This window comes from Streptomyces sp. ICN903 (assembly GCF_022015835.1).
In the GTDB taxonomy this organism is placed as follows: Bacteria; Actinomycetota; Actinomycetes; order Streptomycetales; family Streptomycetaceae; genus Streptomyces; species Streptomyces fenghuangensis.
This window is the reverse complement of sequence record NZ_JAKMAY010000169.1, coordinates 1-12,770: the sequence shown is the minus strand read 5'-3', so window position 1 is coordinate 12,770 and position 12,770 is coordinate 1. Positions and strand designations below refer to the sequence as shown.

The following is a 12,770-nucleotide window of genomic DNA, read 5'->3' as shown; positions in this document are numbered from 1 at the left end:
CCCGCGCCCCTTCCCCCGGACCCGGAAGACGTCGCCGCGCTGAAGGAGGCGGTGAGCCGCTACGTCGACGCCTACTTCGAGCCGGACGCCGGGGCCGTGTACGCGATGTACTCGGACCGCTGCCGCCAGGAGGTGACCGAGGAGGTGGTCGCCGGATCCCTGGAGCGGGCGGCGGAGGCGAACACCGAGGGCAGGCGGTACGCCCTGGAGCGGTTCTCCGCCGACGAGTTCTGGGGCGAGGACACCGCGTACGTGACGTACGGCGTGGGCGACGAGCCGAGGTTCGACCACCGCAAGCAGCAGTGGGTCCGCGAGAAGGGCGACTGGCGGTACGACGGCTGCTGAGCCGGCGCCGTGCCCGGTCCGTCCCCGGCCGCCCCCGTGACGCGGCCGGGGACGGGGGTCAGCGGGCGGGGTCCGTGCCGCCGTCGCGGGTTCCGCCGCCGGCACCGTCGCGGATCCCGCCGCCGGTGTCGCTGCGCGCCAGGACGGTGCCGTCGGGGCCGTACGCGGTGACGGTGGCGCGGGTGCCGAGCCCGGCGCGGCCCGCGTCGACGTGGTACACGCCCCAGCCCGGGTCACCGGACAGCCGCACCATCCCCGCCTCCCAGGTGCGGCCGCCGGCCGTCACCGTGATGCGGGCCGGTTCGGTCTCCGTGCGGAAGGCGCCCGTGTAGAGGACGCCTCCTTCCGGGGTGGAGCTGTGGCCGAGGCTGAGGCCGCCGGGGCGGATGCTGTCGCCCACCATGCCCCTGGCGGACTCGACGTCCTCCCGGAAGGCCTCCGGGCCGCCCCAGGACACCACGTAGTTCTGCCTGCCCTCCGGCAGCAGCCCGAGCAGCGCGCCCCGGCCGATCTCCACCGGCTCGTACGGCTCCACCACCCGCACACCCGCGGGTGTCGCGGACGGCGCCGGCGGTACGGGGGAGGCGGCGGGCGGTGCGGCCGGGGCGGGGCCGGAGGAGGCGAGCAGCGGTGGCAGGAGCACACCGCCGGCCAGGCAGGCCAGTACGGCCGCGGCGGCCGCGCCCGCGGCCGTCCGGCGGCGCCGCACCAGGCGGCGGCCCTCGCTCACCAGGGTCTCCACCGGTGCCGGGCCCGCGGTCAGGGTGCCGGCCTCGCGGCGCATGGCCTCAGCGAGGCGGGCGGCCTCGGCCCCCGTTCCCGCCCCGGTCCGGGTTCCCTCGTCCAACGGCGTGTCCCCGTTCACCGGTTCACCACCGCCGCCCTGCCGCGTCCCGCGCCCAGGCCCAGGACGGCGCCGTCACGGCGGAGTCTGGCCAGGGCCCGGGCCGTGTGGCTCCTGACCGTGCCGATCCCGGTGCCCAGCACCGCCGCCACCTCGCTCTCACTGCGGTCCTCCAGGAAGCGCAGGACCACCACCGCCCGCTGCCGCGCCGGCAGCCGGCCCAGCGCCTCCATCAGCAGGCTGCGGTCGACGATCTGGTCGGCCCGGTCCGCGGTCTGCCGCTCGGGGAAGCGGGTGGTCAGCCACTCCCGGACCTTCAGTCTGCGGAGCCGGTCCGCGTTGGCGTTGATCATGATGCGCCAGACGTAGGCGTCCGGGTCTCCGGCACGCTGCACACGCTCCCATCCGGTGTACGCCTTCGCCAGCGCCACCTGTGCCAGGTCCTCGGCGTCGTGGTGGTTGCCGGTGAGGAGGTACGCGGTCCTGAGCATGCGCGGCCACCGGTCGGCCACGTACCGCCGGTACTCCGCTTCCGCGCTCGTCTTCAAACGGGTGCCTCGGTTCGCCGTGGGGCCGCCGCCGGGCCGGGGACTCGTTCCCGGCCCGGCGGCGTGCGTCCGTGGTCTCGTTGCGTGGGACGGCCGGCGGGCTACGGCGTGCGGGGGACGCGGGGGGACGTCATCGTCAGGGTGTCGATGACGCCGCCGTCGGGTGCGTAGGCGGTGACGACGACGTCCGAGGAGAGGGCGTCGGTGCGGCCCGCGTCGAGGTGGTAGGCGCCCCAGCCCGGGTCGCCGGGCAGCCGCAGCATCTTCGCGTCGAAGGTGCCGTCGGCGGTGCGGACGGTGATCCGGCCCGGCACGACGTCGGTGCGGAACGCCCCGGTGAACAGCACCTCGCCTTCGTCGGAGTGGTAGCCGCCGCTGATGGTGTTCGGGCGGATGTCGTCGCCCACGATGCCCTTGGCGAACTCGACGTCCTCCCGGAAGGCCTCCGGGCCGCCCCAGGACACCACGTAGTTCTGCCTGCCCTCCGGCAGCAGGCCCATCAGCGCGCCCTGGCCGATCTCCACCGGCTCGTACGGCTCCACCACCCGCACCACCGAGGACGCCCGCGGGCCGGTGGTCTCCTTGCCGGCCGGACGCTCGGGGGCGGCGGCGGGACGGGCCGCTGCCCGGTCCCCGCCCGGCCCGTGGCCCTGGCTCTGGCCCTGGCCCTGGAGGGCGAAGGCGGTGCCGCCCAGGCCCGCCAGTGCGACGGCGGCGACCCCGGCCGCGACGAACCGCTGCTTGCTCATGTTTCCTCCACGTCGTGGGCGTACGCGTCCGCAGGGGGCGTACGCCGTTCCTCGTCGTCATGACTCAGACGTGGAGGGAGGGCGGAATCTATGTCAGGGAGCGGATTTCTCTCCGGACGCGGTACCGGGGACCGCCGCGGCGGTCTCCTCCCGCACCGGGGACGGTTCGGCGGCGGGCCCGGGCGGGTCGGCGGGCCCGGAGGGCCCGGCGGGCGCCTCGATGCCGAGCGCGAGATCGCGGGCGGTCTCCGCCTCGCGGAGGAACAGCCGGTACCACATGAAGACCACGAAGCCCGCGAAGACGAACCACTGCGCGGTGTAGCCCAGGTTCTGGAACGCCTTCAGGTCCAGTCCGGTGCCCGCCGCCGCGACCGGCGGCACCGCCTCCATCGGCTCCTGCGCGCGCTGGACGGTGATCCACACGTCGTACACCTCGTACGGCACCAGGTTGACCAGCGTGGCCGCGCTGATGATGCCGACCTGGCCCTTCGGCAGGGCGCCGCCGACGGCGCCCGGTGAGCTCTGGCTCTCCGGCGCCTGGAGCACCCCGGTGACGCTCACCTCGCCGGCCGGCGGCGCGGGCACCCGCGCGGGGTCGGCCTCGCCCGGCAGCCAGCCGCGTACGACGGGCAGGGCCCGGCCGTCACCGGTGCGCAGCGGGGTCAGCACGTAGAAGCCCTCGCGGTCGCCGAGGTGGCGGCCGGGTACCAGGAACTCGTGGTCCGTGTCATAGCGGCCGGTGCTGCGGGCGGCCTGCCCGGCGGTCTCCTGGGTGAGGGGCAGCAGATCGTCCAGCGGCCTGGCGTCGGCCTCGGCGATCCCCTCCTCGGAGCGCTCCTGCCGGGTCTGGTGGGAGTCCACGCGGTCCTCGAAGCGGCTCAGCTGCCAGCTCCCCATGAACAGGCAGACGGGGATCGACAGCAGCACGAAGAGGTTGATCACCCACCAGCGCGGGGTCAGCAGGAACCGGTACACGCCCTCAACGGTACGGGGGCGGGGCGGGAGCGGCCCACCCGCCCCCGCTCCGCGTGCCGCTCGCGCCGCCCGCCGTGCGTTCAGCCCACCGGGACGGGGCCGGTGCGGTACACCGTCCCGGCGCAGGCCCCGGCGATCTCGATCTTGCCGATGCGCGGTTCGCCCGCCGCCGGCACGTAGCGCAGGACGACCGAGGCCGCCGCGGCGCCCGAGCCGGAGCCGCCGGTGTCGTACGCGAGCTGGGGGCTGATGCCGCTGCCGCTGCTCTCGGTGGGCTCCTCGACGGTGTCGCCGCCCTCGCTGCCCTGGCCGCCGTCGGGGGGTGCCGTGCCGCCGCCGGTGTCGGTGCCGCCGGAGGAGTCCGTGCCGCCGCTTCCGCCGGTCGCGCCGGTGCCGCCGCCCGCGTCGCCGCCGGCGGTGCCGCCGGTGCCGCCGGAGTCCGTGCCTCCGGAGGAGTCGCCGGGAGCCGTCGGACCGGGGCCGGGGCTCGCCGGGCAGCCGGTGGCGCCGCCGCCCTCGCTGGGCACCCAGGCGAACCGCACCGTGTACGACTTGCCCGGTTCCAGGACGAACGAGCCGGGTTCGAGCTGCGGGTCGGGCAGTCTGGCGGCCCTGCCGCCGGAGGTGTGGTCGACGACGCTGAAGCCGGTCGGGTCGGCGGCACCCATCGGGGTGGCGGTGACGGTGTCGGACCCGTCCACCAGACAGGAGGCGTCCGAGATGTTGGTGACCTTGAAGGCCCCGTACACATGGCCGTCCGCGTCGGCGGGGCTCACCGTGGAGCCGCCGTCGCCGATCTGGGAGCGCAGGCAGCTCGGCGAGGTGGGGCCGAGGGTGTCGTCGGTCTCGGGGGACGACGCGGAGCCGCCCCTGCCGGAGTTCTCTCGCGAACCCGACGCGTCCTGCCGCCCGCCGCCCGCGGAGTTCTGGTCGGCTCCCTGGTCGGCGGCGTCGCCGCTCTGGCCGCCCGTACCGGCCCCGTCCCGCCGTTCCTGGGCGCTGGCGGCGTTGGTGGTGTCGCCGTCCAGGACCCGGGTGATGACACCGCTCGTCATCAGGGCGGGGGTGGCCACGCCGATGACGAGGGCGGCGGCGGCCGCCCCGACCGTCAGCTGCCTGCGGCGGGCACGGCGGGCGGGTACGGCGTGGTGGAGGCGTTCGAGGGCGTCCGGGGACGGCGCGACGTCCTCGACGGCGCCGTGCAGCATCAGCCGCAGCGACCGCTCGTCCAGACCGTCCGGATCCACCGGGGCGTCCGGATCCGCCGGGGCGTCCGGGCCGGCCACCGGGGTGTCCGGATCCGCCGGGGTCTCCGCCGAAGTGCCCGTCGGGTCATCGCCCGCCGAGCCGCTCACCTCCGGCCCCCGTCCCTCCCGCCCGCCGCCCTCGCCGTGTCCGGCTCCGGTTTCCCCGTGCGGGTCGCGCTGTTCCTCGTGCCGTCCGTCGCCGCTCATGCGGGCGCCTCCATCGCGACCCGCAGGGCGGCGATGCCCCGGGAGCCGTACGCCTTCACCGAACCGAGCGAGATGCCGAGCGTCTCGGCGACCTGCGCCTCGGTCATGTCCGCGAAGTACCGCAGGACCAGCACCTCCCGCTGGCGGCGCTGGAGCTTGCGCAGCGCCTTCTTCAACTCGTCCTGCTCGATGCGCGCGTACGCGCCCTCCTCCGCGCTGGCCATGTCCGGCATCGGCTTGGAGAGCAGCTTCAGCCCCAGGATGCGGCGGCGCAGTGTGGAGCGGGAGAGGTTGACGACGGTCTGGCGCAGGTAGGCCAGGGTCTTCTCCGGCTCCCGCACCCGCCTGCGCGCCGAGTGCACGCGGATGAACGCCTCCTGCACCACGTCCTCGCAGGACGCGGTGTCGTCGAGCAGCAGGGCGGCGAGCCCGAGCAGGGAGCGGTAGTGGGCCTGGTAGGTCTCGGTGAGGTGGTCGACAGTGGTGCCCGCCACTGTGGTGCCCGCTGCCATCGTGCCGTCAGCGTCCCTCGACTGCGAGGGGAGCCGTCCGGGACGGGAAGCCGACCAGGGAGCGATCACGGGCATGCCCCTGCCGGACGTGCCGCCGCCCGCGGGGGCCCGTACGGGCGCCGTTGCGATTCCGAGTGCCTCTGCCACGCCTGTTGGACACGCTTCCCCCCGTCAGGGTTGTACGCGCGGAGCGTCGTTCTTTCCGGCGAACCGGGCGACCGCATGCGTACCACCTCTTCCTCTCCGCCGCCGAACAGGCGCCTTCGGCTTCCGGCAGTGGAACAGGAGACGCCCGCGCCCGGATCGCGGTTCCGGGCATGCGGAGGAAAATCCTCGTTCAGAAGGCTGGTCTGGATCAAGCGGTTACCAGGTATGACTTCATTACAAGTCCTTCACAACCGGTGCCGCCCTGTCCGGATTCGGCCACCGGCGCCAGGGCTCACGGCCCGCCCTCCGCCGCGCCCGGACCGCCGGGGCGGGGCGTTCCGCCGCCCGCCGGAAGCCCTCGGCTGCGCGGCGCCGGGCCGGTACCGCGCCGGGGCCGTGTCAGGTCCGCGGCGGATCGGCCGCGGACCGACGGCGGTTTCCGGTCATTCCCCGGCCCGCTCGGCCGCGACCAGTTCGCCGATCTGCGCCATGTTGAGCGCGGCGCCCTTGCGGAGGTTGTCGCCGCACAGGAACAACTCCAGCGCCCGCGGGTCGTCCGGCGAGCGCCGCACCCGCCCCACCCAGGCGGGATCGGTGCCGACCGCGTCGGCGGGGGTGGGGAACTCGCCCGTCGCGGGGTCGTCGCACACCACCACGCCCGGCGCGTTGGCCAGGATCTCGTGCGCCTCGCCCACCGAGACCTCGTTCTCGAAGCGCGCGTGCACCGACGCCGAGTGGGTGGTGAGGACGGGTACGCGCACGCAGGTGGCGGTGGCGCGCAGCCCCGGCAGGCCCAGGATCCTGCGGGTCTCCTCGCGGACCGCCAGCTCCTCGGTCGTCCAGCCGTCCTCGGCCGGCGCCCCGGAGAAGGGCACCACGTTGAGCGCGACCGGCGCCGCGTACGGGCCGGTGTCGCCCACCGCGCGCCGTACGTCGCCGGGGTGGACGCCCAGCTCGGTGCCGGCCACGGCCGCGAGCTGCTCGCGCAGGGTCTCCACGCCCCGCCGCCCGGACTCGGAGACGGCCTGGTAGGTGGAGACGACCAGCTCCTCCAGGCTCCACTCGGCGTGCAGGGCGCCCAGCGCCACGATCATCGTCAGGGTGGCGCAGCCGGGGTTGGCGACGATGCCGCGGGGCCTGGCCCGCACCGCGTGGGCGTTGACCTCGGGGACGACCATCGGTACGTCCGGGTCCGCCCGGAACACGCCGGAGTTGTCCACCACCACCGCGCCCCGGGCCGCCGCCACCGGCGCCCAGTGGGCCGCGACCTGGGCGGGCACGTCGAACATCGCGACGTCCACACCGTCGAAGACCTCCTCGCCCAACGCGAGGACCTCGACCTCCTCACCGCGCACCGCCAGCTTGCGGCCGGCCGAGCGCTCCGAGGCGACCAGGCGGATCTCCCCCCAGACGTCCGCGCGCTCCGACAGCAGTCCCAGCAGCACGGCGCCGACGGCCCCGGTCGCGCCGACCACGGCCAGGGTTGGCCGGTCGGCGCGACCGATCGGGGCTCGGGGGAAGCCCCCGGCGGGGGTCATCGCCCGGTGCCCCCGTAGACGACCGCCTCGTCGCTCTCGCTGTCCAGGCCGAACGCGGTGTGCACCGCGCGGACGGCCTCGTTGACGTCGTCCTTGCGGGTGACGACCGAGATGCGGATCTCGGAGGTCGAGATCAGCTCGATGTTGACCCCCGCGTTCGACAGCGCCTCGAAGAAGGTGGCGGTGACGCCCGGGTTGGTCTTCATGCCCGCGCCGACCAGGGAGATCTTGGCGATCTGGTCGTCGTAGCGCAGGGAGTCGAAGCCGATGGAGGCCTTCGCCCGCTCCAGCGCCTCGATGGCCCGGCGGCCGTCGGTCTTGGGCAGGGTGAAGGAGATGTCGGTCAGGCCGGTGGACGCGGCGGAGACGTTCTGCACCACCATGTCGATGTTCAGCTCGGCGTCCGCGATGGCCCGGAAGATCTTCGCGGCCTCGCCCGGCTTGTCCGGCACTCCGACGACCGTGATCTTCGCCTCGGAGGTGTCGTGTGCGACACCGGAGATGAGCGCCTGCTCCATCGGCTGGTCCCCTTGCGGCTGGTTGCTGACCCACGTGCCCCGCAGCCCGGAGAAGGAGGAGCGGACGTGGATCGGGATGTTGTAACGGCGTGCGTACTCCACGCACCGGTGCAGCAGCACCTTGGAGCCGGAGCTGGCCAGCTCCAGCATGTCCTCGAACGAGATCCAGTCGATCTTGCGGGCCTTCTTCACGACCCGCGGGTCGGCGGTGAAGACGCCGTCGACGTCGGTGTAGATCTCGCAGACCTCGGCGTCCAGCGCGGCGGCCAGCGCCACCGCGGTGGTGTCCGAGCCGCCCCGGCCCAGGGTGGTGATGTCCTTCTTGTCCTGGGACACGCCCTGGAAACCGGCGACGATGGCGATGTTGCCCTCGTCCAGCGCGGTCTTGATACGGCCCGGTGTGACGTCGATGATGCGGGCCTTGTTGTGGACGGAGTCGGTGATGACGCCCGCCTGGCTACCGGTGAACGACTGCGCCTCGTGGCCGAGGGATTTGATCGCCATCGCCAGCAGGGCCATGGAGATCCGCTCCCCGGCGGTCAGCAGCATGTCGAACTCGCGCCCCGATGTGACCGGGGACACCTCTCCAGCGAGATCGATCAGCTCGTCCGTCGTGTCACCCATCGCCGAAACCACGACGACCACCTGGTGGCCGTTCTTCTTGGCTTCGATGATTCGCTTGGCAACGCGCTTGATGCCCTCGGCATCGGCAACGGAGGAGCCGCCGTACTTCTGCACGACAAGGCCCACGTGCGCTCCTCGTAATCTGTCTTCCGGGGCCCCCGTACAGGAGCCCAGCGGTCGCTTCAGTTTACCGAGCAGGCCTTTTCGACCCCGCCTCTACCACATCGTGAGATGTACCGCCCACAAGCAGCGCGGCGCGGCGCCACGTCGCACCGGCTCAGCGGGCACCCCTGCCCGCTCACGGGCTCTTCACACGGGAACGTTGCGCACCTCACACCCGCCGCGCGACCGCGGTCAGGTCGATATCCACCGGAAACGGTACATCCGTTTTCAGCCGCTCGTGGTGGATGCCGGTCACGGCGTAGGTGCGGGTGGCGGGCTCCAGCTCGAAGACGTACACGACGGGGCTCCAGCCGTCCTTTCCCGCCTCCACCCGCCAGAAGTGCGGGATCCCGGCCGCGGCGTACTTGCGCGGTTTGGTCTCGCGGTCGCGCGCCCCGGAGTCGTCCGACACCACCTCGACGGCCAGCACGACGTCCTCGGGGCGGTAACCGGTCTGCCGCGGGCCGGTGTCGGCGTCCGCATGTGCGACCAGGACGTCCGGTTCCGGACGGTCCCGCTTCCCGAGAGTGACGGTCATCTCCCGAACGACCTCCAGCTCGGGCGGGGCGGCGTGGAGAAGGCGGTGCTCCAGCAGGCGCATCGCGCGCATGTGGAACTTGGTCCGCGGACTCACGAAGACGAGGCTCCCGTCGATCAGCTCCGTGTGCGGGGGCAGATCGGGAATCCGGTCCAGGTCCTCGGTGGTGTACCCGCCCGCCGGCGGTCGCGGCCACGCGTACTCGGGCTCGGCACTCATCACCGCTCCCATGAGCCGTATCCTCGCCGACTTCGTCAGCCTACCCGGCGACTTCCCCGTTCCATCGCCCGTAGGGGTGAGCACCGGGCCGTTCGGACACCCTGTCCCGTCCCTCTCCCGCCCCGCGCATGGCCGCCGCCGTCCGGGGGTACCACGGACAGCCCTGCAAGGACGGTACGGACGGCGACGACGGCAGACGGAGCGGGAGGCGGAAGGCCATGAACCGACTGGCACGCACGGCACTGGTCCTCGCGGGCGCCGGGGCCGGCGCGGCGGCCCTGCGCGGGGCCGCGACCGCACGGCGCAGGGCGCGGGAGAACGGCAGCCGCTGGATGGTCGTGACCATCAACCGCGCACCGACCGACGTGATGCCCCGCGACACCCCGCCCAGCCCCCTGGACGAGTTCGGCGACGCGCTGGAGATCACCGTACGGCCCGCCCCCGGCGACCGCGGCACCGAACTGGCCGCCCGGCTGCGCGAACCCGCGCCGCCCGCCTCCGCCTCACTGCCGTCCCGGCTCGCGGGCAAGGACCCGCGCCAGGGAGTGCGGCGGGCACTGCGCGAGGCCAAGTCCCTGCTGGAGGCCGGTGAGGTGATGCTGCCGGACGCGCCGCCGACCGGACGCGGCGACACCGTCGGGGGCAAGGCCGTCGGACTGGCGTCGAAGCGCGCCGGCGGGGAGGGAGTGCTGTGAGGGCTCTGTGCTGGGAAGGCGTCAACAAGCTGTCGGTCGAGCAGATCCCCGAACCGGAGATCCGCAACGACCAGGACATCGTCGTGCGGCTGCTGCTGAGCACCACCTGCGGGTCCGACCTGCACCTCATCGGCGGCTACATCCCCGCCATGCGGCCCGGTGACGTGATCGGGCACGAGTTCGTCGGCGAGGTGGTCGAGACCGGCTCCGGGGTGCGCCGCCACCGGGTCGGCGACCGGGTCGTGGTGTGCTCCTTCATCGGCTGCGGCCGCTGCTGGTACTGCCAGAACGACATGTGGTCGCTGTGCGACAACACCAACACCAACCCCGGCATCGGCCAGGCCCTCTTCGGCTACGAGACCGCCGGGATCTTCGGCTACTCGCATGCCATGGGCGGCATCCGCGGCAGCCACGCCGAGTACGTGCGCGTCCCCTTCGCCGACTACGGCGCCTTCTCCGTCCCCGAGGGCGTCGACGACCTCAGCGCGCTGTTCGCCTCCGATTCCGTCCCCACCGGCTGGATGGGCGCCGACCTCGGCGGGGTGAGGCCCGGCGACGTGGTGGCGGTGTGGGGCTGCGGCGCGGTCGGCCAGATGACGGCGCGGGCCTCCGTCCTCAAGGGCGCCGAGCGCGTCATCTGCATCGACCGCTACCCCGAGCGGCTGGCGATGGCCGAGACGTACACCGGCGCCGAGACCATCGACTACACCTCCACCGACGTCGCCGCCGAACTGCGCGAGCGCACCGGCGGCCGGGGCCCGGACGTGTGCATCGAGGCCGTCGGCATGGAGGCCCACAGCAACGGGCCGGGCTACCTCTACGACCAGGCCAAGCACCAGCTCCGCCTCCAGACCGACCGCCCCACCGCCGTGCGCCAGGCCATCCACGCCTGCCGCAAGGGCGGCACCGTCTTCGTGCTGGGCGTCTTCGCCGGAGCGGTCGACAAGTTCCCGCTCGGCATGGTCGTCAACAAGGGGCTGACCCTGCGCGGCGCGCAGATGCACGGCCAGCGCTACATCCCGATGCTGCTGGAGCGCATCGCGGCCGGCGAGATCAGCACCGCCCACCTGGCCACCCACACCATGTCCCTGGACCGGGCCGCCAAGGGCTACGACATGTTCAAGCACAAGAAGGACGGCTGCGTACGCGCGGTCTTCCACCCGTAGCCCGCCGGGCGGCCCCGGCGGGCGGCCCCGGCGGGCACGTCAGGCGTAGTCCTTGAGCTTCTCCGTCCGCAGCGTGATCCCGACCGGGTCGGGGATCTCCACCACGGCCCCGTACGGCCGTGTCGTCCGGCTCCGGTACGTGCCGCCCTCCGGCTCGGAGTGCACGGTGACGCTGTGGTCGTCGCGGTCGACGAGGAGGTGGACAGGGATGCCCGCCGCCGCGTAGGCGTCTCGCTTCTCCACCCGGTCACGCCGGTCGGTGTCCGGGTCGCCCGTCGTGATCTCGGCGGTCATCAGCACACCGCCGGGCTCGGACCACTCCCCGTCCCCCGCGAAGTGCCCACCGGGCGCGAGAGTCCCGTCGGGACGGGCCCGGTCCTCCCGGCCCGCCCCCACCTTCAGGCCCCGGTACGGGTAGAGCACCGACTCGGGGCGTTCCGCCAGGAACTCTCTGACCAGGTGAACGAGGATCGCGCCCCGGGCACCGTCCGCCCCCGGCTTCACCACCAGCCGGCCGCGGACGAACTCCAGCCAGACCGTCTCGGGCGCGGCCGTTCGATCCGCTCGAACTCCTCCACCAGCATCCGGGCCTCCCGTCCCACGTCAGCACCTCGCCCTGGCGGCGGCGCGCAGGCGGTCGACGCGCGCTCTGACCTCGGCGGGCGGGGGACCGGCCGGGGCGGCCTGTGGCAGACCCCGGCAGTCGCGGCACAGGCCGCCGGGAAGGGCCTCGGGGCGGCCCGGGACGCCGCACACCGTGCACTCCGCCATCCGCAGCACGGCCGGTCCCGGCGATCCGGAGGCGGGGCCGGGCGCGGACGCCGGCTCGGGTGCGGGTACGGGCTCGGGCGGGAGCTTGTCGGTCAGCCGCCTGCGGGCGAGGGCGGCCGGGTGATGGACCTCCGGCGGCAGCCCGGCGGTCAGCGCGCCGGTGAGCTGCCGCTCGTCCGCCCCGCGCTCCAGCCACTGCCCGGCCAGCTCCTCCAGGGCCGCGCAGTCGGCGGCCGAGAGCGCCATGCGCGGCTCGGCGCGGCCGAGCCCGGCCAGCACGCCGTACGCCCGCGAACGCGGCGGCCGTACGGGCTCGGGCGCGGGTGCCGTCTCCCGGGCGGGCGCGGCTCCGGCTGTGGGTGCGGGTACGGACGCGGGTGCGGGCTCGTCCCCCGGGTGCTCCCCCGCCAGGAACGCCGCCCACCACGCGTCGCCGCGCGCCGTCCGCGAGAAGTACGTGCGCGTCACCCAGCGCGGGCTGCCGCCGCCGGTGATGTGTTCGCGCCCGCGCCGCAGGTGCCCGGCCTCCGACAGCCGTCGCAGCACCGTGCCCAGCGCGCACTGGCCGTAGTCCGGCAGCACCTTGGCCAGCATCTTCACGGAGATGTCGGCGCCGTCGGGCAGCCGGTCGAGGTAGGCGGCGACGGACGCCTCGCGCCGGGGCAGGTGCGCGAAGTCGGCCGCCGTACGCGGCCGTTGGCCGGGCGCGGTGCGCTTTCCGTAGCCCGGTGACGCCATGGGGTGCTTGTGCGCGGGCATGCCGGCGCTAAGGTCTTGTGCAGCCATGGATCGAGGTCCTGTCGATCGGTGGTCAGACCCCCGACCGGTGTTGGCGCACCGCCGGGGGTCGAGTTCTTTGATCGGCACGCTACACCGGCGCAACCGATCGTCGCGACCCGGTCACCTCAGGTCATCCCCGCAGGCACGGTTGTTGTACGCGCGCTGTACGCGCGCCGCAGGGAGGG

14 protein-coding genes are annotated in these 12,770 nt (G+C 73.9%); 3 read left to right on the top strand and 11 right to left on the bottom strand.

Going from position 1 to position 12,770, the window contains the following annotated elements; translation table 11 throughout:
- Positions 1–345: hypothetical protein (locus L7D48_RS17795; protein ID WP_237880438.1), on the top strand; the 345-nt coding region annotated here is incomplete at its 5' end.
- Between the two features lie 58 nt (positions 346–403).
- Here the strand turns inward: L7D48_RS17795 and L7D48_RS17790 are convergent.
- The 9 genes from L7D48_RS17790 to L7D48_RS17750 all read right to left on the bottom strand — a co-directional run bounded on the left by L7D48_RS17790 (position 404) and on the right by L7D48_RS17750 (position 9,173).
- Positions 404–1,192, bottom strand: coding sequence for a hypothetical protein (locus L7D48_RS17790; protein WP_237880437.1), 789 nt, complete (start codon positions 1,190–1,192; stop codon positions 404–406).
- A gap of 14 nt (positions 1,193–1,206) precedes the next feature.
- Positions 1,207–1,737, bottom strand: a complete 531-nt coding sequence (locus L7D48_RS17785; protein ID WP_237880436.1) for a SigE family RNA polymerase sigma factor — start codon at positions 1,735–1,737, stop codon at positions 1,207–1,209.
- A 101-nt stretch (positions 1,738–1,838) separates the two neighbouring features.
- Entirely contained in the window at positions 1,839–2,486 is a 648-nt protein-coding gene (locus tag L7D48_RS17780; protein WP_237880435.1) for a hypothetical protein, read from the bottom strand.
- Between the two features lie 93 nt (positions 2,487–2,579).
- Complete coding sequence (locus L7D48_RS17775) at positions 2,580–3,461, bottom strand: SURF1 family protein (protein ID WP_237880434.1); 882 nt, start codon at positions 3,459–3,461, stop codon at positions 2,580–2,582.
- Between the two features lie 80 nt (positions 3,462–3,541).
- Positions 3,542–4,915, bottom strand: a complete 1,374-nt coding sequence (locus L7D48_RS17770; protein WP_237880433.1) for a hypothetical protein — start codon at positions 4,913–4,915, stop codon at positions 3,542–3,544.
- Positions 4,912–5,502: a SigE family RNA polymerase sigma factor gene (locus L7D48_RS17765; protein ID WP_237880432.1), complete on the bottom strand. Its 591-nt coding sequence runs from the start codon at positions 5,500–5,502 to the stop codon at positions 4,912–4,914. Before L7D48_RS17765 ends, L7D48_RS17770 begins: the two co-directional genes overlap by 4 nt.
- A gap of 515 nt (positions 5,503–6,017) precedes the next feature.
- On the bottom strand, positions 6,018–7,112 hold the full coding sequence (locus tag L7D48_RS17760; RefSeq protein ID WP_237880431.1) for an aspartate-semialdehyde dehydrogenase: 1,095 nt from the start codon (positions 7,110–7,112) through the stop codon (positions 6,018–6,020).
- Positions 7,109–8,380, bottom strand: coding sequence for an aspartate kinase (locus L7D48_RS17755; protein ID WP_237880430.1), 1,272 nt, complete (start codon positions 8,378–8,380; stop codon positions 7,109–7,111). Before L7D48_RS17755 ends, L7D48_RS17760 begins: the two co-directional genes overlap by 4 nt.
- 205 nt (positions 8,381–8,585) lie before the next feature.
- Positions 8,586–9,173, bottom strand: a complete 588-nt coding sequence (locus L7D48_RS17750) for a Uma2 family endonuclease (protein ID WP_237880429.1) — start codon at positions 9,171–9,173, stop codon at positions 8,586–8,588.
- 218 nt (positions 9,174–9,391) lie between these two features.
- On the opposite strand from L7D48_RS17750, the gene L7D48_RS17745 reads away from it, so the two are divergent.
- Positions 9,392–9,868: a hypothetical protein gene (locus L7D48_RS17745; RefSeq protein ID WP_237880428.1), complete on the top strand. Its 477-nt coding sequence runs from the start codon at positions 9,392–9,394 to the stop codon at positions 9,866–9,868.
- On the top strand, positions 9,865–11,034 hold the full coding sequence (locus tag L7D48_RS17740; RefSeq protein WP_237880427.1) for a zinc-dependent alcohol dehydrogenase: 1,170 nt from the start codon (positions 9,865–9,867) through the stop codon (positions 11,032–11,034). Before L7D48_RS17745 ends, L7D48_RS17740 begins: the two co-directional genes overlap by 4 nt.
- A gap of 39 nt (positions 11,035–11,073) precedes the next feature.
- Here L7D48_RS17740 and L7D48_RS17735 read toward each other — a convergent pair whose 3' ends face one another.
- A complete protein-coding gene (locus L7D48_RS17735; RefSeq protein ID WP_308312305.1) occupies positions 11,074–11,541 on the bottom strand; it encodes a Uma2 family endonuclease in 468 nt (155 codons plus the stop codon).
- Between the two features lie 96 nt (positions 11,542–11,637).
- The gene (locus L7D48_RS17730; RefSeq protein WP_374492653.1) at positions 11,638–12,591 is read right to left on the bottom strand and encodes a hypothetical protein; all 954 of its coding nucleotides are present in this window, start codon (positions 12,589–12,591) and stop codon (positions 11,638–11,640) included.
- Positions 12,592–12,770 lie beyond the last annotated feature (179 nt).